The sequence below is a fragment of the Actinomadura mexicana genome, assembly GCF_900188105.1.
Classification (GTDB): Bacteria; Actinomycetota; Actinomycetes; order Streptosporangiales; family Streptosporangiaceae; genus Spirillospora; species Spirillospora mexicana.
The window spans coordinates 221,007-241,370 of the sequence record NZ_FZNP01000012.1 but is presented as its reverse complement, the minus strand read 5'-3'; the positions used below and the strand labels follow the sequence as shown (position 1 = coordinate 241,370).

The window sequence follows — 20,364 nt, the reverse complement described above, 5'->3', positions numbered from 1 at the left end:
GGACGACTGGGCGCGAGGGCGGCCCCGGCGTCGGGTGAGCAGAGGAGTGATCGGGGCGTGGACGTCCGGGATGTGGTGGCTGCGCAACTGCCCGCCTACGGCATTGACTCCGTGGTGCTGCTGGGGGAGGGCGAGGACAACATCGCCTTCCAGGTCAACGACGAGCTGATCGTCCGTTTCGGCAAGGAGCCCGACCCCGAGAGCCGGGCCGCGCAGGTTCGCGGCGAAGCCCGCCTGCTCGCCGCAGTTGCGGACGTGTCACCGGTGCCCGTGCCCGAGCCGAGTTTCACGGTCGCCGAGCAGGGCTGCCTGGCCTACTTCAAACTCCCCGGCCTTCCGCTGATCGACGCCGATCCGGCACGGCGGGCGGCCCGCGGTGGCTCGGTCGCCGTCACGCTCGGGGAGTTCCTCGGCGCGTTGCACGCCGTTCCGGTCGGCGAGATGGCGGGCCTGGTGGAGACCGATGACGAGCCGATGGCGGTGTGGGTGGAGGAGTCCGCGCAGATCTACGCCGCGATCATCGAAGCGGTGCCGCCGCCGCACCGTCCCGCCGTGGAGGCGTTCCTCGCCGCCTCGCCGCCGGCCGGTCCGCGTGACCTGGTGTTCTCCCACAACGACCTGGGAATCGAACACGTCCTCATCGACCCGGACGCGTGGACCGTGACCGGAGTCATCGACTGGAGTGACGCCGCGATCACCGATCCGGCCCGTGACTTCGGGCTGCTCTACCGCGACCTCGGACCCGATGCCCTCGACCTGGCCCTGAGCGGATACCGGGCCGACGCCGGAGATGTCACAGCACGCGCGGGCTTCTACGCCAGGTGCGGCGTGCTGGAGGACGTGGCCTACGGGCTCCAGACCGGGCACGGCAAGTACCTCGACAAGTCTCTCGCCGCACTGGAGTGGCTCTTCCCGGTGGCCGGCCTATAGGCGCGCGACGTCCGGGCCCGGGGTGGACTCGCCGAGGGTGTCAGGCCAGCCAGTGGCCCTCGCGCATCAGTGCTCGGTGTCGCGGCGGCGCTCGGCCCGCGAGCGGGGCTGCGCGCTCACAGGGGACGGACGGGGATCCGGGAAGCGGAAGGCCGGTCATGATCTCTCCTGGGGCGCGGGCGGTTCGAGCGCCATAACGCGAGTAGCAGGCCCGCGACCTGCGCCTCTCGATCCCTGATCGGGCCGGCCGACGGGGGGTGTGTCCGGGCGAGTGGGGGACAAAGGGGGTGTGGGTCGGTGGGTCCTGCATGTGGACTTGGACCAGTTCATCGCCGCCGTCGAGGTGCTGCGGCACCCGGAGCTTCGCGGGCGGCCGGTCGTCGTCGGCGGGGACGGCGATCCGAGCAAGCGCGGCGTGGTCAGCACGGCCTCGTACGAGGCGCGCGAGTACGGCGTCCATTCCGGGTCGCCGCTGCGCACGGCGCTGCGTCGATGCCCGGACGCGGTGTTCCTGCCCGTCGACAGGGAGCTCTACGAGTCCGTCTCAGAGCAGGTCATGGCGACGTTGCGCAGCCTCGGCGTCGTGGTGGAGGTGCTCGGCTGGGACGAGGCGTTCCTGGCCGTCGACGGCGACGATCCGGAGGCGATGGCCCGGGAGATCCGTGACCGGGTGCGGGCGGCGACGGGGCTCGAATGCACCGTGGGCATCGGGGAGAACAAGCTCCAGGCGAAGCTGGCGACCGGGTTCGGCAAGCCCGCCGGGGTCTTCCGGCTCACTGGGGAGACCTGGTTCGAGGTGCTCGGCGACCGGCCGACCGACGCTCTGTGGGGCATCGGGGCCAAGACGGCCAAGCGGTTGAAGGGCCTCGGCATCGCCACGGTGAGCGACCTCGCGGCGGCCGATCCGGGCGCCCTGGCTACGGAGGTCGGCCCCACGACCGGGCCGTGGCTGGTGCGGCTCGCCCAGGGGCGGGACCGTTCCCCCGTCAGCGACGCGCCGTACGTCCCGCGCTCGTGCGGCCGGGAGACCACCTTCCAGCGTGATCTGGACGAGTGGGAGGACGTGCGCCGCGAGGTCGTCCGGCTGGCGCGGAGGGTCGCCGGAGACGTGGCCGCGGACGGCAGGGACGTCGCGCGCGTCGTCGTCAAGGTCAGGTACGTCCCGTTCATCACCCGCACCCACGGCCGGACGCTGGAGGGGCCGTCGAGCGAGCCGGCCCGGATCGAGGAGGCCGCCCTCACCGCGCTCGACCGGTTCACCGGGCGGCGTCCGGTGCGGCTGCTGGGCGTCCGTGCCGAGTTCGCCCGATGATTTCCGCCGATGGCGGGACCCCTGTCGAAGCCGTCGTCCTCCCCAGGCCGGACTGCTCGACGGCCGCCGCGCCACCACCCACTGGCGTCACACCGACCGACTCGCCGCCGCCTTCCCCGAGGTGCAGGTGGACTCGGACGTGCTCTACCTGGACCACGGCGACGTGGCGAGGCCGACCTTCCGGTGGAGACCATCGCCACCCGGGTCGGACTCGCCTCGGCGGTCAACCTGCGCCGCCGCTTCCGGGCGCACCGCGGCACCACGCCCGGCGCCTACCGGCGGGCCTTCGGTGAGAACACGCGGGCGAGGCGGACGGCGGCCAAGGAACTGGCGCCGTTTTCTTGACTTTTTGTCGGGTTTTAGGGTTTTGGGGCCCGGGGAGGAACCCCGTCGTTGCCTGAAAGACGCAGCGCCAGAAGTACGCGACGGGGGAGAGCAGATGAAGAGGGTCATGACCGGAGCACTGATCGCCGCTGTGGTCGGGCTCGGGGGAGTGGGCGGCGCGGCCGCCGCCCAGGCGTCCGATCCCGGTGACCAGAACACGCGCCAGGACTGCCGCACCTACTCCAGCGTCAAGGAGTGCGGCCAGCCGAAGCTGAACGACAAGCAGCGCGCGTGCGTGACCTCGGCGGTCCAGCAGGGCATGACCGACCGCCGCGCCACCGTGGAGTGCTCCGCCTTCGCATAGGACGCTGCCTGCGAAAGGGGCCCGCTCCACGCGGAGCGGGCCCCTTCAAGATCGCCGGGGAGTCAGCGCGGAGGTCGCGCGTTGGTCCATTCGGCGATTTCGAAGGCCCGGTAGGCGGCGACCTCGCCGGGCTTGTGGAAGCGGTCGGGCATGTCCTTCGCCCGCAACGCGCGCGGCCGGCCGTTGTCGCCGGGGGGAATCCGCCGGCTGCCGTGCGGTGGCCTCGCCACGAGATCACGGATGGCCAGAAGGGAACCGTTGGCGGGGTCGACGACGAACTGGCGCCGGTAGGTGCCGAGCTGCTTGGGAGCGGTGAACAGGCCGAGGGGCGCGGTGGTCGTCAGCGGAAGCGAGACCACCGTTCCGGTGCGGCCGAGCGGGTCGGTCGTCCGGCCCTCGGGCTTGACGCCGGGCAGGCCGGCGAGCATCCGGAACACCGCCGCGCGCACCTTGGGCGGCGCCGGCGCGGTGGACAGCAGGTCCCCGGCGACGTCGCTCAGGGCCCGCACACGCTCCTTCCCCCGCAAGTCGCGGATCGTCTCCGACCTCTCGCCGTCCGTGGAGACCGCGTGCCAGTGCCCCTTGAGCGCGAGCAGGGCCTCTTCCAGCGCCTTCGGCTCCGTGGGCAGCTCGGTGAGCTGCTTCATGGTCATGCCGTCGAAGTCGTCGTCGAACGGCATCCAGTTCGGCGTACCCTCCCCGGACGCCATGTCCAGGAACACGGTTTGTCCCGTGCCTTCCGGATCCGGGACGGGGACCATCTTGGGAGACCCCGCCGCCACCCACCTCTGCTTGTCCTGGGCGGTGATCGGGACGTCGGTGAACTCGATGTGGGAGCCGCGCCCCCTGCCGTCCGGGCCGAACCAGGTCTCGTTCCCCTGCCTGGAGTCCACCTTGTAGTGGTTCGCGGCGCTCTTGCCGACCGCGTAGATATCCCCCATCACGGTTCTGGTGTGCCAGTACCTGCCGGTGGGCGCCTTCAGCGCATTGGTGGCGGCGACCAGCAGCGCGTTGCCCTTCAGGGGGACAGTGCTCTCCACGCCGGGGTCGCCGGCCGGGTCCCCGTCCCCCGTGGAGACGACGGCGGCGATCGCCCCGGCGGCGACGGCGGCCGTCGCAGCCACGCTCACCAGCTGGATCCGTACACGGCGCCGGGAACGGGGACGCGCTCCGCCGCCGTCGCGCCAGTGGATGCGCTGGGCGAGCCGCTCCGGGGGCTCCTCCACGGCGAGACCCGTCCGCATCTCCCGCAGGGCGTCGATTTCATCCATGTCTACTCCTCGGAGAGGGCCTTGCGCAGCTTGGCCCGGCTTCGGTGGATCTTGGCCTTGACGGTGCCGACCGGCAGGCCGAGCGTCACCGCGATCTCGGCGTAGGACATCTCGCCCCAGGCCAGCAGCAGGACGGCGTTGCGGTCCTGCGCGCCCAGCGAGGCCAGCGCCCGCGCCAGGCCGGGGCCGCACGCCGCCGCGGAGGCGCGCTCGCTCGCCCTGTCGGCGACGCCGTCCTCGGCCGGGTCGGCGCCGGTCCGGGCGAACGCCCGGTACATGCGGGTCTCCTGGCGGTGGTGCTTGGCGATCAGATTGCTGGTGATGCCCCACAACCAGGCGCCGAACTCGGCGCGCCCGTCGAACCTGTCGCGCCGCCGGAACGCGGTCGCGAACGCCTCCGCCACCACGTCGTCGGCGAGGGATCCGCCGAGGCGCCTCTTGACGTAGGCGTGGAGCCGCGGCGAGTGGCGGCGGAACAGTTCGCCGAACGCTTCGGGGTCGTCCAGGGAGGCGGCGACGATCCGCGAATCGTCCAGCTCGTCCCTGGCATGGCTCACCATGGCCATAGGCGTCTCTTCATGGAGTGCGGTCTCCGTGTCCGGGGGGGAGTGCTGTCATCCCCTCTATCCCGAAGCCCGCGCCCCGGTTGCGTCTGTTCGTCGGCCGCCTGCCATCCCGCCGCGGACCAGACGGCGATGGCCGCCGGGATCCGCAGCGAGGCCAGGGGAAAGCCGCTCGGACGACTCTCACGGCGACCGCGCCCGCCAGGGGTGTAGGAGAGGTGGACCTGCCCCATGCCGCCCGCCGGCGATCGAGCACACCTTCCCGAGCGTGCCGGCCCGATGGCCGTGCGGGGGCGTCAGGCCAGGGGCAGCGGGCGGCGGGGGACCGGGGACGACTGGAGGATCGACGTCGTCGTCTTCGCGTACGGGGTGAAGCGGTCGAGGATCGGTTCGAGTTCGTCGACGGCGCGCAGGTGCGCGATGAAGTAGAAGCAGTCGTCGCCCGTGATGCGGTGGCACTCGACGATCTGGGGGACCTCGTCGGCGATCTTGGGGATGCGGCTCAGCTCGCGCGGGCTCGGGCTCACCATGACCAGGACGCTGATCGGGAAGCCGAGCACGACCGGATCGACGGTGGCGTGGTAGCCGGTGATGACCCCGGTGTCCTCCAGGCGCTGGACGCGCTCGGCGACGGCCGGGGCGGACAGCCCGACGCGCCGGCCCAGCTCGGCCATGGACGCTCGGCCCTCCCGCTGAAGCTCGGTGAGGATCCGTAGGTCGATCGCGTCGAGCGGCTTGGGTTCGTAGGCGCGGCCCGGTCGGCCCCTTCGGTTCGCCATTCCCCCAACCTACGGACAGGCCGACGATACGACCATGCTGTTTCCGCCCTGGTCGTACTTTGTCGGAAGTGCGGTCTTTCACTACCTGGGACCCTCGTTCGCCGTGCTGCTGTTCCCCAGCCTCGGAGTCCTGGGCGTGGCCGGGATACGGATCTGGAGCGCCGCCGCCGTCTTCGCGCTCTGGCGCAGACCATGGCGGACGTTCACCGGCAAGGGGTGGCGGACGGTCCTGGTGTGGGGCGCCCTGCTCGCGGCGATGAACTCGTCCTTCTATATGGCGATCGCACGGCTGCCCCTGGCGACGGTGGCGGCGATCGAGTTCCTGCCCGTCATCGTCCTGGCCGCCATAGGAGTGAGGACAGGACGCAACCTGGTGGCGCTCGGCGCGGCCGTCGGGGGCGTGTACGTCCTGACAGAGGTGCGGATAGAAGGGGAACCGCTCGGGTTCCTCTTCGCGTTCGCCAACGCCGCGCTGTTCGCGCTCTACATCGTCGTCGCCCACAAGGCCGCGCGGTCCGAGGCCGGGGGCATCGACGGGTTGGCCATGGCGATGGCCGTCGCAAGCGTGGTCGTCATCCCCATCGGCGGCGTGCAGGCCGTGCCGGCGCTGGTCGATCCGGTCGCGCTGGCCGCGGGGATCGGTGTCGGGATCTCCTCGTCCGTCATCCCGTACGTGTGCGACCAGCTCGCGATGGCACGGCTCAGCCGCGCCACCTACGCGCTGATGGTGTCGCTCCTCCCGGCGACCGCGACCGTGACCGGGCTCGTGGTGCTGCGGCAGGTGCCCGCGCCGGCGGAGATCGCCGGAGTCGGGCTGGTGATCGCCGGGGTGGCGGTGCACCGTGGAGAACGCTGAGGGTTCCGGATGATCCACCGGCGGCTCGGAGCCTACGACCGGCCCGGCGCAACGGGTCCGGTGAAAAGCCCGGCCTCCGCACAGTGGGTGCGGAGGCCGGTGGGCGAGGGCGATTGCCCCGTTGTCAGAAGGCGGTGCTCACGATGATCGCTTCTGCGGGCGGAACCGCATCGGCCATCAACTTGATCTCCTCCGGATCAGGCCAGCGGCCCGCTCCTGCGGATGGCCTCCTCGTGCGGTCGGTTGTAGCCGACCTCTCGGCTGTAGCGGCCCATGTCGACGCCCCGGCGGATGGCGTCCACGGCTTCCTCGCCAGTGGCGCCCGCCGCCATCGCGGTGACGGCAGGGTCGCGGCTGTACTGGTCGAGCCCGTCGAGCACCTCGGCATCGGACGGATCGACGTCGGCGGCGATCGCGACCTCACGGGCGGCGGCCGCAGACAAGCGCATGAACTTCATGGCGCTCTTCCCCTTCTCTTCGTTGCGGTGAGTGTCCAGTGACTTCGTCACTTCGCGAAGAGACCGTCCGGGCGAGCTGACTTCGGGCACCCGGCAGGCCGGTTCAGTGTCATCGGGAGTGGCGAGGTGAAGAGCAGCCTTGAGGATTCGTATGAGACTCCGGTCGCACCGGCCGCCGATCGAGGCTGGAGGCCCCGCGCACGGGATCGTGGATGGGGGCGGGGTGGCGGAACACCGTGGAGAACGTTGAGAGGAGAAAGACCATGGAACAGGTACGGCTCGGGAAGACCGGTATGAAGGTGTCGCAGATCTGTCTCGGCATGATGAGCTACGGCGATCCCGCGGTGCGGCCGTGGGCCTTGGACGAGGACGCGGCGGAGCCGATCGTCCGGCGGGCCGTGGAGGGCGGTGTCACGTTCTTCGACACCGCCGACGTGTACTCGGACGGCGTCAGCGAGCAGATGACCGGACGTCTCCTGCCGAGGTTCTTCCCCCGCAGGGACGACTACGTACTGGCGACCAAGGTGTGCCTCCCCATGGGGGACGGCCCGAACGACCAGGGCCTGTCGCGCAAGCACATCATGGCGGGCATTGACGCATCCCTCACGCGTCTCGGCACCGACTACGTCGACCTGTACCAGATCCACCGCTGGGACTACGGGACGCCCATCGAGGAGACCATGGAGGCCCTGCACGACGTGGTGAAGTCGGGCAAGGCCAGATACATCGGGGCGTCCAGCATGTACGCCTGGCAGTTCGCCAAGGCGCAGCACGTCGCCGACAAGCACGGCTGGACGAAGTTCGTGGCGATGCAGAACCACTACAACCTCCTCTACAGAGAAGAGGAGCGGGAGATGGTTCCGCTCTGCCTCGACCAGGGGGTGGGCCTCATCCCGTGGAGCCCGCTCGCGCGGGGGATGCTCGCCGGCAACCGGGAGAGGGGCGGCGAGCGCAAGACCCTCCGGTCCCAGAACGACTCCTTCGGCGACACCCTGTACGAGGAGTCGGACTTCGACGTCGTGGACGCCGTACGCGAGGTCGCGGCGGAACTGGGCGTCCCGGCGGCGCAGGCGGCGCTCGCGTGGCTGCTCGCCAAGCCGGGGGTGACCGCGCCGATCGTGGGAGCGACGAAGCTCACTCACATGGACGACGCGATCGCCGCGGCGGACCTCCGGCTGGAGGACGAGGCGATCGAGCGGATGCAGGCCCCGTACCGGCCGCACACGGTCATCGGGCATTTCTGACAGAGCCGGCGGAGGACGCCTCCGGGGCGGAACGCTCCGGAGGCGTCCCGCGTCTATCAGGGGTGGTGATTTGCGATACCACCGGCGATCGGGGCAGGCTGGTGGCGAGAACGCCCACGCATGGCAAGCCCGCCTGTGGGGACATGGGTGTCAAGGTTCGGAGGCCGCGTTATGCGCCGCGCGTCTCCGGACTTCCGGGAGCTGAGGAGCCCCGGGACGACGGCGCTGAAGGAGCCCGACGATGACCGAGAACGACGGCACGCAGGGACCGCAGCGGCCGATGCCGGAGGACGAGGGGCATCCCAGGTCGCCGGACGGCCAGGAGCCCCCCGCCCGGCCGCTGGGTGACCGCACCGTGGTGTTCGGCGCTCCGCAGTTGGGCGGCCAGCCCCCGGCACAGCCGGCGCAGCCTCGCGACGAGGATCGGCCGGCGCCGCCCCCGCCGCCCCCCACGATGGTCGAACAGCCGATGCAGCAGTTCGGCGAGCAGCCCCCGCCCCCGCCCCCCTACGGCGGTCCGCAGGACCAGCAGCCCCAGTACGGGCAGCCGCCCGCCGGGCAGATGCCCTACGGCACGCCTCCCGGGCCGGGCGGATTCCCGCCCCCGCAGGAGCAGCAGCCGCAGTACGAGCAGCCGCAGTACGAGCAGGCACAGTACGGTCAGCCGCAGTACGGGCAGCAGCCGGAACAGTCCCCGTACGGACAGCAGCCTGAGCAGCCGTACGGGCAGCAGCCCGAGCAGCCGTACGGGCAGCAGCCCGAGCAGCCGTACGGGCAGCAGCAGCCCCCGCAGCAGCAGTCCGGGTACCCGCAGCAGCCGATGCACGGGGCGCCCCAGGACCAGCAGCCGCAGTACGGCCAGCCCCAGTACGGCGTGCCCGGCGAGCAGGTGCGGCCCGAGCAGCCGCAGGAGTCCGGTACGGACCGGACGCTGATCGTCCCGGGTCCGGCCGCCGGCGCGCCCGAGCGGCCGCAGCGGCCCGTGGTGGACGACCAGGCGACGCTGCACTGGTCGCCCGGAACCGACATCCCGGTCGCCACCGGCCCCGAGCGCAGGCAGGAGCCCCCGGCCGAGCCGTGGCAGGCCCCGGCCCCGACCCCGCCGTCCACGCCCGAGCCGTGGTCGCCGGAGTCGTCCCAGCCCGCGGGCCAGCCGGGGCAGGCCGACCACGAGCGGACGATGATGGTCCCGCCGCCCGACGCCGGCTACGGCGTGGGGTCGCCGCAGACCGGTCCCTCGGTGGACGACCTGTACCGTCCGCCCGGCGAGGGCGGCGTGGAGGACGCGCGCCCGACCGAGGCGTTCGCCCCGTCCGCCGCCTCTCAGGGGCGGCACGCAGCCGATTCCCAGGGACGGCACGCCGCCGATTCGTCCGGCCTGGCCGAGCACACCCGGCTCGACATCGGACAGCAGCAGTGGGGCCAGCAGCAGTCGCAGCAGGGCTACGGCCAGCAGCAGTACGGCCAGGGTGATCAGCAGGGCTACGGCCAGGGCGGCGAGCAGCAGGGCTACGGCCAGCAGCAGTTCGGCGGCCAGCAGGGCGAGCAGCAGCAGCAACAGCAGTTCGGCCAGCAGGCGTACGGCCAGCAGCAGGGCTACGGCGAACAGCAGGGCTACGGCCAGCAGCAGTACGGCCAGCCCGGAGGCGAGCAGCAGTTCGGCCAGCCGGGGGGCGAGCAGCAGTTCGGCCAGCCCGGAGGCGAGCAGCAGGGCCAGCAGTTCGGCCAGCCGCAGTACGGCCAGCAGGGGCAGCATGCTCAGCAGGGGCAGCACGGCCAGCACCAGCAGTACGGGCAGCAGGGGCAGTACGGCCAGCCGTCCACCTACGGTGCCGAAGAGGGCGGCAAGGGCGGCAAGAACACGCTCCTGCTGGTCGGCGGCGCCGTCGCGGTCGTGGTGATCCTCGTCGTCCTGGTGGTCGCTTTCGTCCTGTAAGACGCGAAACTCTCAGATCGCCGACACGGCCGGGGACGCATAAAAGCTGCTCCACGACTTCCCCAAAAGCGGGAACGTGGGTCACAATGCAGCAGACGCGACCCCGGCCGTCGACGACCCGGCCCCCCGCGATCGCGTGCGACGCCAGGTTTGGTCGAGGGAATAACCTGATCGCACTGCGAGCCTCAAGGCGGGCCGGAGCGGTGCGGCGATCGCCCGCAGTGGTCGACGATGGAGGGCCGCCGGGCCCGAAGGAGGAGGCGCTGCAACAGGCGCGCCTCGCTCCCTCGCTTTGCACTTTGGCGTAGTGGTCGGTAACCTCTTCACTTGTGCCCGCTGTGTGCGGGCCGCTATGCGTGCGCGTCGGCGAGGCCGGTTGGCCAGCCCCAGCGTGCCGCATCTACTCCCCGGCTTGATTCGGCCCAGTTAAGGGCCGGGCGGTCTGTGTCGGTTTCGCGCGGTTGTACTTCCGTGGGGCGGCGACACGCCCGACCGCGGGGGTCGGAGAGGTCGGGAAACCGGCAGGTCACAGCCTCACCTGAGGTGGTGATTGCAGCAATAGGACTTACCGGCTCGGTACGAGGAAGACGGAGACGCGGTGCCCACGATCCAGCAGCTGGTCCGCAAGGGCCGCCAGGACAAGGTGACCAAGAACAAGACGCCCGCGCTCAAGGGCAGCCCCCAGCGCCGGGGCGTCTGCACGCGCGTCTACACAACGACGCCCAAGAAGCCGAACTCCGCGCTCCGGAAGGTCGCCCGTGTCCGGTTGACCAGCGGGATCGAGGTCACGGCCTACATCCCCGGCGTCGGCCACAACCTGCAGGAGCACTCGATCGTGCTCGTGCGCGGCGGCCGTGTGAAGGACCTCCCCGGCGTTCGGTACAAGATCATTCGCGGCTCCCTCGACACCCAGGGCGTCCGGAACCGCAAGCAAGGCCGCAGCCACTACGGCGCGAAGAAGGAGAAGAGCTGATGCCGCGCAAGGGCCCCGCTGGCAAGCGCCAGCTGATCGCTGACCCGGTGTACAACTCGCCGCTGGTCACCGCGCTCATCAACAAGGTTCTCCTGGACGGCAAGCGCTCCATCGCGCAGAGCATCGTGTACGAGGCTCTCGAGGGCGCCCGCGAGAAGACCGGCAACGACCCGGTCGTCACGCTCAAGCGCGCGCTCGACAACGTCAAGCCCACCCTGGAGGTGCGCAGCCGCCGCGTCGGTGGCGCGACCTACCAGGTCCCCGTCGAGGTGCGGCCGGCTCGCAGCACCACCCTCGCCCTGCGCTGGCTGGTGCTCTACGCCCGGCAGCGCCGCGAGAAGACCATGACCGAGCGGCTGATGAACGAGCTGCTCGACGCGAGCAACGGCCTTGGCGCGTCTGTCAAGAAGCGCGAGGACACGCACAAGATGGCGGAGTCCAACAAGGCCTTCGCCCACTACCGCTGGTAATCCCGGCGGATCTGCAACGACGAGAGACGACGCGAGGACGGCAGTGGCTACCAAAACCGGTGTAGACCTGGCCAAGGTCCGCAACATCGGGATCATGGCCCATATCGACGCGGGCAAGACCACCACGACCGAGCGCATCCTGTACTACACGGGGATGAGCTACAAGATCGGCGAGGTGCACGACGGCGCCGCCACCATGGACTGGATGGAGCAGGAGCAGGAGCGGGGGATCACCATCACCTCCGCCGCCACCACCTGCGAATGGCCCGTCGACGACGCCAAGCACACGATCAACATCATCGACACCCCCGGCCACGTCGACTTCACCATCGAGGTGGAGCGCAACCTGCGGGTGCTCGACGGTGCGGTGGCGGTGTTCGACGGGGTCGCCGGCGTGGAGCCCCAGTCCGAGACGGTGTGGCGCCAGGCCGACCGGTATGGCGTGCCGCGCATGTGCTTCGTCAACAAGCTCGACCGGGTCGGAGCGGAGTTCCACCGCTGCGTCGACATGATCGAGAACCGGCTCAACGCGACGCCGCTGGTCCTGCAGCTCCCGATCGGTGCGGAGTCGGACTTCAAGGGCGTCGTCGACCTCGTCCGGATGAAGGCCCTCGTGTGGAACGAGGAGGCCAAGCTCGGCGAGATGTACGACACCATCGAGATCCCCGAGTCGCACGCCGAGACGGCCCGCGAGTGGCACGACAAGCTCGTCGAGACCCTCGCGGAGAACGACGACGAGATCATGGAGCTGTACCTGGAGGGCAACGAGCCCACCGTGGAGCAGCTGCACGACGGCATCCGGCGCGCGACGATCGCCGCGAAGCTCACTCCGGTGACCTGCGGCACGGCCTTCAAGAACAAGGGCGTGCAGCCGCTGCTGGACGCGATCGTCCGCTACCTGCCCTCGCCGCTGGACGTGGAGGCCATCGAAGGCCACGCCGTCCGCGACGAGGAGAAGGTGCTCATCCGCAAGCCGAGCGAGGACGAGCCGTTCTCCGCGCTCGCGTTCAAGATCGCGAGCGACCCGCACCTGGGCAAGCTCACCTTCGTGCGCGTCTACTCCGGTGTCCTGGAGTCCGGCGCGAACGTGATGAACTCCGTCAAGGAGCGCAAGGAGCGCATCGGCAAGATCTACCGGATGCACGCCAACAAGCGCACCGAGATCGAGCGCGCGGGCGCCGGCGACATCGTCGCGGTGATGGGTCTCAAGCAGACCACCACCGGTGAGACGCTGTGCGACGACAAGAACCCGATCGTGCTGGAGTCGATGAACTTCCCGGCGCCGGTCATCCACGTCGCGATCGAGCCGAAGACCAAGGCCGACCAGCAGAAGCTGGGCACCGCGATCCAGCGGCTGGCCGAGGAGGACCCCTCCTTCCAGGTCCGCACGGACGAGGACACCGGCCAGACCGTCATCTCGGGCATGGGCGAGCTCCACCTGGAGATCCTCGTCGACCGGATGAAGCGGGAGTTCAAGGTCGACGCCAACGTCGGCAAGCCGCAGGTCGCCTACCGCGAGACGATCAGCCGCAAGGTCGAGAAGGTCGAGTACACCCACAAGAAGCAGACGGGCGGCTCCGGCCAGTTCGGCCGCGTGATCATCGACCTGGAGCCGCTCGGCGGCGGGTCCGACGGCTACGAGTTCGAGAACAAGGTCACCGGTGGCCGCATCCCGCGGGAGTACATCCCGTCGGTCGACGCCGGCTGCCAGGAGGCCGCGGAGTTCGGTGTCCTCGCCGGCTACCCCATGGTGGGCGTCAAGGTCACGCTGAAGGACGGCGCCTACCACGAGGTCGACTCGTCGGAGATGGCGTTCAAGGTCGCCGGTTCCATGGCGTTCAAGGAGGCCGCCCGCAAGGCGTCCCCCACGCTGCTGGAGCCGATGATGTCCGTCGAGGTCACCACGCCCGAGGACAACATGGGCGACGTGATCGGCGACCTCAACAGCCGTCGCGGTCAGGTCCAGTCCATGGACGAGCGGCACGGCATGCGCGTCATCAAGGCGCTCGTGCCTCTGTCCGAGATGTTCGGCTACGTGGGTGATCTGCGCAGCAAGACCCAGGGCCGGGCTGTCTTCACCATGCAGTTCGACTCCTACGCCGAGGTTCCGACGAACGTCGCGCAGGAGATCATCGCCAAGGCGCGGGGCGAGTAAGCACCCGGGCCTGCCCACAGATCACCAGAACGTAAACGAAGCGGTCGTCTAGGCGGCCGAGGATCGCAACAAGGAGCAACCAGTGGCGAAGGCCAAGTTCGAGCGGACGAAGCCGCACGTGAACATCGGCACCATTGGTCACATCGACCACGGTAAGACCACGCTTACCGCGGCGATCACCAAGGTGCTCCACGACAAGTACCCGGACCTCAACCCGTTCACGCCGTTCGAGGACATCGACAAGGCGCCGGAGGAGCGCGAGCGCGGCATCACGATCTCGATCGCGCACGTCGAGTACCAGACCGAGGCGCGGCACTACGCGCACGTGGACTGCCCGGGTCACGCGGACTACATCAAGAACATGATCACCGGTGCGGCGCAGATGGACGGCGCCATCCTGGTGGTCGCCGCCACCGACGGCCCGATGCCGCAGACCAAGGAGCACGTGCTCCTGGCCCGCCAGGTCGGCGTCCCCTACATCGTCGTCGCGCTGAACAAGTGCGACATGGTGGACGACGAGGAGATCCTGGAGCTCGTCGAGCTCGAGGTCCGCGAGCTGCTGTCGGAGTACGAGTTCCCGGGCGACGACCTCCCGGTCGTGCGCGTCTCCGCCTTCCAGGCGCTGCAGGGCGACGAGAAGTGGTCCGCGTCGATCGTCGAGCTGATGGACGCCGTCGACGAGAACGTGCCGGAGCCGGTGCGCGACACCGAGAAGCCGTTCCTGATGCCGATCGAGGACGTCTTCTCGATCACCGGCCGCGGCACCGTCGTGACCGGCCGCATCGAGCGCGGTGTCGTCAACGTCAACGAGACCGTCGACATCATCGGCATCAAGCCGGAGTCCACCTCGACCACCGTCACCGGCGTCGAGATGTTCCGCAAGCTCCTCGACCAGGGCCAGGCGGGCGACAACGTCGGCCTGCTCCTGCGCGGCATCAAGCGCGAGGACGTCGAGCGCGGCCAGTGCGTCATCAAGCCGGGCACGAACACCCCGCACACCGAGTTCGAGGCGCAGGTCTACATCCTGTCAAAGGACGAGGGCGGCCGGCACACGCCGTTCTTCAACAACTACCGCCCGCAGTTCTACTTCCGGACCACGGACGTCACCGGCGTGGTGAACCTCCCCGAGGGCACCGAGATGGTCATGCCGGGCGACAACACCGAGATGCGCGTCGAGCTGATCCAGCCCGTCGCCATGGAGGAGGGCCTGAAGTTCGCCATCCGCGAGGGTGGCCGGACGGTCGGCGCCGGTCGCGTCACCAAGGTCATCAAGTAACACCTCTCGTCACGCGGCGGCCCGGTCGTCGGGCAACCTCAACCGGGCCGTCGCGTCACGACCACTGAAGTAACCAGCGGCACTACAGCAAAGGACACCGAGGCCACCATGGCGGGACAGAAGATCCGCATCCGGCTCAAGGCCTACGACCACGAGGTCATCGACACCTCCGCGAAGAAGATCGTTGAGACGGTGACGCGGACGGGCGCCAAGGTCGCGGGCCCGGTGCCGCTGCCGACCGAGAAGAACGTGTACTGCGTCATCCGTTCGCCGCACAAGTACAAGGACAGCCGCGAGCACTTCGAGATGCGCACGCACAAGCGGTTGATCGACATCATCGACCCGACGCCCAAGACGGTCGACTCGCTGATGCGACTCGACCTTCCGGCCGGCGTTGACATCGAGATCAAGCTCTAAGGGACGCACCGAGAGATGAGTACGCAGAGGAAGGGCGTCCTGGGCGAGAAGCTCGGCATGACCCAGGTCTTCGACGATGAGGGCCGGATCGTTCCGGTGACCGTCGTCCAGGCCGGGCCGTGTGTCGTCACCCAGCTCAAGAACCAGGAGAAGGACGGCTACAGCGCCGTCCAGATCGGGTTCGGGCAGATCGACCCGCGCAAGGTGAACAAGCCGAGCACGGGTCACTTCGAGAAGGCCGGCGTCACGCCGCGCCGCTACCTCGTCGAGCTGCGGGCAGACGACACCACCGAGTTCGAACTCGGCCAGGAGATCACCGCCAGCGTCTTCGAGGCCGGCCAGAAGATCGACGTTACCGGGACGAGCAAGGGCAAGGGCACCGCCGGTGTCATGAAGCGCCACGGCTTCAAGGGCCTCGGCGCCTCGCACGGCACCCAGCGCAAGCACCGCTCGCCGGGTTCGATCGGCGGCTGCGCGACCCCGGGTCGCGTCTTCAAGGGCCTCCGCATGGCGGGACGGCACGGCAACGCCCGTACCACCGTGCAGAACCTGACCGTCCACGCCATCGATGCGGAGAAGAACCTGCTGCTCATCAAGGGCGCGGTTCCCGGTCCCAACGGCGGCGTGGTGCTGGTCCGCGACGCAGTGAAGGGAGCGGGCAAGTGACCTCCAAGCTCGACATCGAACTGCCCGCCGAGGTCTTCGACGCGAAGACCAGCGTGCCGCTGATCCACCAGGTCGTGGTGGCGCAGCTGGCCGCGGCGCGCCAGGGCACGCACGCCACCAAGACCCGGGGCGACGTCTCCGGCGGTGGCAAGAAGCCGTACCGGCAGAAGGGCACCGGCCGCGCCCGCCAGGGCTCGACCCGCGCGCCCCAGTTCGCCGGCGGCGGCGTCGTGCACGGCCCGCAGCCGCGGGACTACTCGCAGCGGACGCCCAAGAAGATGAAGGCCGCCGCGCTGCGCGGCGCCCTGTCCGACCGCGCCCGGTTCGGCCGGGTGCACGTGGTCGACAACATCATCGAGGGCGACACCCCGAAGACGAGGACGGCGCTGAAGGCGCTGCGCGACGTCACCGAGGCCAAGCGCGTCCTGCTGGTCCTGGACCGCGAGGACGACGTGACCTGGAAGAGCCTGCGCAACGAGCCGAGCGTGCACGTGATCGTCTCCGACCAGCTCAACACCTACGACGTGCTGGTGAACGACGACGTCGTCTTCACGAAGACGGCGTACGACGAGTTCATCGCGCGCGCGAAGAAGAAGTGAGGAGGGTCGCACATGAACAAGATCGCTGACCCCCGCGACATCATCATCGCGCCGGTCGTCTCGGAGAAGAGCTACGGGCTGCTGGACGAGAACAAGTACACCTTCGTCGTCCGCACGGACGCCAACAAGACGCAGATCAAGCAGGCTGTCGAGTCGGTGTTCGGTGTCAAGGTGACGAGCGTGAACACGCTCAACCGGCAGGGCAAGCGCAAGCGCACCCGGTTCGGCTACGGCAAGCGCAAGGACACCAAGCGCGCCATCGTCAGCCTCGCCGAGGGCGAGCGGATCGACATCTTCGGCGGCCCGGCCTAAACAGGCCAGGTCGACCCGAAGACAGACAAGGGATGAACGAAAAAGATGGGCATCCGTAATTACAAGCCGACGACTCCGGGTCGTCGCGGGTCCAGCGTGGCCGACTTCGTCGAGGTCACGCGCCGCGAGCCCGAGAAGTCGCTGCTGCGTCCGCTCCCCAAGAAGGGCGGCCGCAACAACCACGGCCGCATCACGACCCGGCACCAGGGCGGCGGGCACAAGCGCGCGTACCGCGTGATCGACTTCCGCCGGCACGACAAGGACGGCGTTCCGGCCAAGGTCGCGCACATCGAGTACGACCCGAACCGCACCGCGCGGATCGCGCTGCTGCACTACGCGGACGGGGAGAAGCGCTACATCCTCGCCCCGCGTGGCCTGCGTCAGGGCGACCGGGTGGAGAACGGGCCGGGCGCCGACATCAAGCCGGGCAACTGCCTTCCGCTGCGCAACATCCCGACCGGTACGGTCGTGCACGCCATCGAGCTGCGTCCCGGCGGCGGCGCCAAGATCGCCCGCAGCGCGGGCGCCGGCGTCCAGCTGCTGGCCAAGGAGGGCAAGTACGCCACGCTGCGCATGCCCTCCGGCGAGATGCGGATGGTGGACGTGCGCTGCCGCGCGACGGTCGGCGAGGTCGGCAACGCCGAGCAGTCGAACATCAACTGGGGCAAGGCCGGCCGCATGCGGTGGAAGGGCAAGCGCCCGACCGTCCGCGGCGTGGCCATGAACCCGATCGACCACCCGCACGGTGGTGGTGAGGGCAAGACCTCCGGTGGCCGGCACCCGGTGAACCCGGCCGGTAAGAAGGAAGGCCGCACTCGCCAGGCGAACAAGTCGAGCGACCGGCTGATCGTCCGTCGTCGCAGCAAGAAGAAGCGGTAGGAGTCGCTCGTCATGCCACGTAGCCTGAAGAAGGGCCCGTTCGTGGACGACCACCTCATCAAGAAGGTGGACGTGCAGAACGAGAAGGGCACCAAGAACGTCATCAAGACGTGGTCGCGGCGCTCCATGATCGTGCCGGACATGATCGGTCACACGATCGCCGTGCACGACGGCCGCAAGCACGTCCCGGTGTTCATCACCGACTCGATGGTGGGACACAAGCTCGGCGAGTTCGCGCCGACGCGCACGTTCCGCAGCCACGTCAAGGAAGACCGCCGCAGCCGCCGAGGCTGAGCAGTCAGCACGTAGGAGAGAGGGAACAGCGATGGAAGCCAGGGCCCAGGCGCGGTTCATCCGCGTCACGCCCAGGAAGGCCCGCCGCGTGGTGGACCTCATCCGCGGCTTGCCTGCCGCGGAGGCTCAGGCGGTGCTGCGGTTCGCCCCCCAGGCAGCGGGTGAGCCGGTGGGCAAGGTGCTGGCGAGTGCCATTGCCAACGCCGAGCACAACTTCAAGCTCGACTCGGGGACGCTCGTCGTCAGTCGCGCGTGGGTGGACGAGGGGCCGACGCTGAAGCGTTTCCGCCCTCGCGCCCAGGGCCGGGCTTACCGCATCAACAAGCGCACGAGCCACATCACCGTGGTCGTGGAGTCGCGAGACGACGCTGTTGCCGCGTCCGGCGGCGGTAAGAAGACGAGGAGGGCCCGGTAGTGGGTCAGAAGATCAACCCGCACGGGTTCCGGCTCGGCATCACCACCGACCACAAGTCCGTGTGGTTCGCCGACAAGCTCTACAAGGACTACGTCAAGGAAGACGTCCAGATCCGGCGCATGCTGCAGAAGGGCATGGACCGGGCGGGCATCTCCAAGGTGGAGATCGAGCGGACCCGTGACCGTGTCGAGGTCAACATCCACACCGCCCGGCCGGGCATCGTCATCGGCCGTCGCGGCGCGGAGGCCGAGCGCCTGCGCGGCGACCTGGAGAAGCTGACCGGCAAGCAGGTCCGGCTGAACATCCTCGAGGTCAAGAACCCCGAGATCGACGCGCAGCTCGTCGCGCAGGGCGTGGCCGAGCAGCTGTCCAGCCGCGTCGCGTTCCGCCGCGCCATGCGCAAGGCGATCCAGTCCGCGATGAAGTCCGGTGCCAAGGGCATCAAGGTCCAGTGCGGCGGCCGCCTCGGCGGCGCCGAGATGTCGCGGTCGGAGTTCTACCGCGAGGGCCAGGTCCCGCTGCACACGCTGCGCGCCGACATCGACTACGGGTTCTACGAGGCCCGGACGACGTTCGGCCGCATCGGCGTGAAGGTGTGGATCTACAAGGGCGAGGCCGCGCAGACGCGCGCCGAGCGCGAGCAGCAGGCCGCGCAGCAGCGCGCCGCGGGCGGCGGCGGTAGCCGTGAGCGCCGCGGTGAGCGTCGTGGCGGCGGCCGTGGTGGCCGCGGCGGGCGTGGCGGTGCCGGCGGTGCCGGTGGCGGCGGCGGCCGCGGTGGTGAGCAGAAGCAGCAGGGTTCCGAGCAGCCGGCGCCGACCGCCGAGGCTGCTCCGCAGGGTGAGGGGAGCTGAGTAACCGATGCTGATCCCTCGCAAGGTCAAGCACCGCAAGCAGCACCACCCGAAGCGCCGCGGCATGGCCAAGGGCGGCACGAGGGTGACGTTCGGCGAGTACGGCATCCAGGCCGTCGAGAGCGCGTACGTGACCAACCGGCAGATCGAGGCCGCGCGTATCGCCATGACCCGCCACATCAAGCGCGGCGGCAAGGTCTGGATCAACATCTTCCCGGACCGTCCGCTGACCAAGAAGCCCGCCGAGACCCGCATGGGCTCCGGCAAGGGCTCGGTGGAGTGGTGGGTGGCCAACGTCAAGCCGGGCCGCGTGCTGTTCGAGATCTCCTACCCGAACGAGCAGGTCGCTCGGGAGGCGCTCACCCGCGCGATCCACAAGCTCCCCATGAAGTGCAAGATCGTTAAGCGAGAGGTGGGTGAGTCCTGATGGCCAAGGGTCTTACCGCCGACGACCTGCGGACCGAGCCCGAGGACGTCCTGGTCACCAAGCTCAAGGAGGCCAAGGAGGAGCTGTTCAACCTCCGCTTCCAGGCCGCCACCGGCCAGCTTGAGAGCCACGGGCGGCTGCGCACCGTCAAGCGCGAGATCGCCCGCATCTACACCGTGATGCGGGAGCGCGAGCTCGGCATCGTGACGGTCGAGGACGCCGCGGAGGGCAACGAATGACCGAGCAGCAGACCGAGCAGCGGAGCAGCCGCAAGATCCTTGAGGGTCTCGTGGTCAGCGACAAGATGGACAAGACCGTGGTCGTGTCCGTCGAGGACCGCGTGAAGCACCCCAAGTACCACAAGGTGATCCGCCGCACGAAGAACTACAAGGCGCACGACGAGGCCAACGAGTGCGGCGTCGGTGACCGCGTCCGTCTCATGGAGACCCGCCCGCTGTCGGCCACCAAGCGGTGGCGCGTGGTGGAGATCCTCGAGAAGGCCAAGTAGGGCCGCAGGCCCGCGGGACGCAGTCCCGCTATTGACCACAGTCTGGTTCCACCAGGCTCGGCGCCCGACAAGGGGGCGCCGAGAA

Annotated in this window: 26 protein-coding genes and 1 pseudogene; 23 read left to right on the top strand and 4 right to left on the bottom strand. The window is 69.5% G+C overall.

Annotated elements, in window-relative coordinates:
- Positions 1-57 precede the first annotated feature (57 nt).
- The 5 genes and pseudogenes from CHC11_RS28815 to CHC11_RS28800 all read left to right on the top strand — a co-directional run bounded on the left by CHC11_RS28815 (position 58) and on the right by CHC11_RS28800 (position 2,930).
- On the top strand, positions 58-930 hold the full coding sequence (locus CHC11_RS28815) for a phosphotransferase family protein (RefSeq protein ID WP_089314964.1): 873 nt from the start codon (positions 58-60) through the stop codon (positions 928-930).
- Positions 931-1,246: 316 nt separating this feature from the next.
- On the top strand, positions 1,247-2,242 hold the full coding sequence (locus CHC11_RS28810; RefSeq protein WP_425427356.1) for a DNA polymerase IV: 996 nt from the start codon (positions 1,247-1,249) through the stop codon (positions 2,240-2,242).
- 46 nt (positions 2,243-2,288) lie between these two features.
- A pseudogene (locus CHC11_RS43970) lies at positions 2,289-2,408 on the top strand (AraC family transcriptional regulator); the annotation flags it as partial.
- A 17-nt stretch (positions 2,409-2,425) separates the two neighbouring features.
- The gene (locus CHC11_RS42925) at positions 2,426-2,587 is read left to right on the top strand and encodes a hypothetical protein (RefSeq protein WP_245919894.1); all 162 of its coding nucleotides are present in this window, start codon (positions 2,426-2,428) and stop codon (positions 2,585-2,587) included.
- Between the two features lie 94 nt (positions 2,588-2,681).
- Entirely contained in the window at positions 2,682-2,930 is a 249-nt protein-coding gene (locus CHC11_RS28800; protein ID WP_089314962.1) for a hypothetical protein, read from the top strand.
- 62 nt (positions 2,931-2,992) lie between these two features.
- On the opposite strand, the gene CHC11_RS28795 is transcribed toward CHC11_RS28800, so the two are convergent.
- The 3 genes from CHC11_RS28795 to CHC11_RS28785 form a co-directional block, all read right to left on the bottom strand.
- Positions 2,993-4,201, bottom strand: coding sequence for a CU044_5270 family protein (locus tag CHC11_RS28795; protein WP_089314961.1), 1,209 nt, complete (start codon positions 4,199-4,201; stop codon positions 2,993-2,995).
- A gap of 2 nt (positions 4,202-4,203) precedes the next feature.
- Positions 4,204-4,767, bottom strand: a complete 564-nt coding sequence (locus CHC11_RS28790) for an RNA polymerase sigma factor (RefSeq protein WP_089314960.1) — start codon at positions 4,765-4,767, stop codon at positions 4,204-4,206.
- Positions 4,768-5,060: 293 nt separating this feature from the next.
- Complete coding sequence (locus CHC11_RS28785; RefSeq protein WP_089314959.1) at positions 5,061-5,543, bottom strand: Lrp/AsnC family transcriptional regulator; 483 nt, start codon at positions 5,541-5,543, stop codon at positions 5,061-5,063.
- Positions 5,544-5,646: 103 nt separating this feature from the next.
- Here CHC11_RS28785 and CHC11_RS28780 point away from each other — a divergent pair, with 103 nt between their 5' ends.
- The gene (locus tag CHC11_RS28780) at positions 5,647-6,399 is read left to right on the top strand and encodes an EamA family transporter (RefSeq protein ID WP_245919893.1); all 753 of its coding nucleotides are present in this window, start codon (positions 5,647-5,649) and stop codon (positions 6,397-6,399) included.
- A gap of 197 nt (positions 6,400-6,596) precedes the next feature.
- Here CHC11_RS28780 and CHC11_RS28775 read toward each other — a convergent pair whose 3' ends face one another.
- Positions 6,597-6,908, bottom strand: a complete 312-nt coding sequence (locus CHC11_RS28775) for a hypothetical protein (protein WP_143227355.1) — start codon at positions 6,906-6,908, stop codon at positions 6,597-6,599.
- A gap of 212 nt (positions 6,909-7,120) precedes the next feature.
- Here CHC11_RS28775 and CHC11_RS28770 point away from each other — a divergent pair, with 212 nt between their 5' ends.
- The 17 genes from CHC11_RS28770 to rpsQ all read left to right on the top strand — a co-directional run bounded on the left by CHC11_RS28770 (position 7,121) and on the right by rpsQ (position 20,279).
- Positions 7,121-8,101: an aldo/keto reductase gene (locus CHC11_RS28770; RefSeq protein WP_089314956.1), complete on the top strand. Its 981-nt coding sequence runs from the start codon at positions 7,121-7,123 to the stop codon at positions 8,099-8,101.
- 241 nt (positions 8,102-8,342) lie between these two features.
- Positions 8,343-10,037: a hypothetical protein gene (locus CHC11_RS41655; RefSeq protein ID WP_179279052.1), complete on the top strand. Its 1,695-nt coding sequence runs from the start codon at positions 8,343-8,345 to the stop codon at positions 10,035-10,037.
- A 598-nt stretch (positions 10,038-10,635) separates the two neighbouring features.
- Positions 10,636-11,010 (top strand): 30S ribosomal protein S12, encoded by a 375-nt coding sequence (rpsL, locus tag CHC11_RS28755; RefSeq protein WP_021597495.1) that lies wholly within the window; start codon positions 10,636-10,638, stop codon positions 11,008-11,010.
- Positions 11,010-11,480, top strand: a complete 471-nt coding sequence (rpsG, locus tag CHC11_RS28750) for a 30S ribosomal protein S7 (protein WP_089314953.1) — start codon at positions 11,010-11,012, stop codon at positions 11,478-11,480. The genes rpsL and rpsG overlap by 1 nt, the downstream gene beginning before the upstream one ends.
- A 43-nt stretch (positions 11,481-11,523) precedes the next feature.
- Positions 11,524-13,635: an elongation factor G gene (gene fusA / locus CHC11_RS28745; protein WP_089314952.1), complete on the top strand. Its 2,112-nt coding sequence runs from the start codon at positions 11,524-11,526 to the stop codon at positions 13,633-13,635.
- 82 nt (positions 13,636-13,717) lie between these two features.
- A complete protein-coding gene (tuf, locus tag CHC11_RS28740) occupies positions 13,718-14,911 on the top strand; it encodes an elongation factor Tu (RefSeq protein ID WP_089314951.1) in 1,194 nt (397 codons plus the stop codon).
- A gap of 108 nt (positions 14,912-15,019) precedes the next feature.
- Positions 15,020-15,328, top strand: a complete 309-nt coding sequence (gene rpsJ / locus CHC11_RS28735) for a 30S ribosomal protein S10 (RefSeq protein WP_018657599.1) — start codon at positions 15,020-15,022, stop codon at positions 15,326-15,328.
- Between the two features lie 15 nt (positions 15,329-15,343).
- Positions 15,344-15,994, top strand: coding sequence for a 50S ribosomal protein L3 (rplC, locus tag CHC11_RS28730; RefSeq protein WP_089314950.1), 651 nt, complete (start codon positions 15,344-15,346; stop codon positions 15,992-15,994).
- On the top strand, positions 15,991-16,593 hold the full coding sequence (gene rplD / locus CHC11_RS28725) for a 50S ribosomal protein L4 (protein WP_089314949.1): 603 nt from the start codon (positions 15,991-15,993) through the stop codon (positions 16,591-16,593). Before rplC ends, rplD begins: the two co-directional genes overlap by 4 nt.
- Before the next feature lie 12 nt (positions 16,594-16,605).
- Complete coding sequence (rplW, locus tag CHC11_RS28720) at positions 16,606-16,905, top strand: 50S ribosomal protein L23 (protein ID WP_089314948.1); 300 nt, start codon at positions 16,606-16,608, stop codon at positions 16,903-16,905.
- 45 nt (positions 16,906-16,950) lie between these two features.
- Positions 16,951-17,784, top strand: a complete 834-nt coding sequence (gene rplB / locus CHC11_RS28715) for a 50S ribosomal protein L2 (RefSeq protein ID WP_089314947.1) — start codon at positions 16,951-16,953, stop codon at positions 17,782-17,784.
- Between the two features lie 12 nt (positions 17,785-17,796).
- Complete coding sequence (rpsS, locus tag CHC11_RS28710; protein WP_089314946.1) at positions 17,797-18,078, top strand: 30S ribosomal protein S19; 282 nt, start codon at positions 17,797-17,799, stop codon at positions 18,076-18,078.
- 31 nt (positions 18,079-18,109) lie between these two features.
- Entirely contained in the window at positions 18,110-18,493 is a 384-nt protein-coding gene (rplV, locus tag CHC11_RS28705; protein WP_089314945.1) for a 50S ribosomal protein L22, read from the top strand.
- The gene (rpsC, locus tag CHC11_RS28700) at positions 18,493-19,344 is read left to right on the top strand and encodes a 30S ribosomal protein S3 (RefSeq protein ID WP_089314944.1); all 852 of its coding nucleotides are present in this window, start codon (positions 18,493-18,495) and stop codon (positions 19,342-19,344) included. Before rplV ends, rpsC begins: the two co-directional genes overlap by 1 nt.
- A gap of 7 nt (positions 19,345-19,351) precedes the next feature.
- Positions 19,352-19,771, top strand: a complete 420-nt coding sequence (rplP, locus tag CHC11_RS28695) for a 50S ribosomal protein L16 (protein ID WP_089314943.1) — start codon at positions 19,352-19,354, stop codon at positions 19,769-19,771.
- A complete protein-coding gene (gene rpmC / locus CHC11_RS28690; protein ID WP_089314942.1) occupies positions 19,771-20,010 on the top strand; it encodes a 50S ribosomal protein L29 in 240 nt (79 codons plus the stop codon). The genes rplP and rpmC overlap by 1 nt, the downstream gene beginning before the upstream one ends.
- Positions 20,007-20,279 carry a 30S ribosomal protein S17 gene (gene rpsQ / locus CHC11_RS28685; protein ID WP_089314941.1) on the top strand — a complete coding sequence of 91 codons (273 nt, stop codon included), beginning with the start codon at positions 20,007-20,009 and terminating at the stop codon, positions 20,277-20,279. The genes rpmC and rpsQ overlap by 4 nt, the downstream gene beginning before the upstream one ends.
- Positions 20,280-20,364 lie beyond the last annotated feature (85 nt).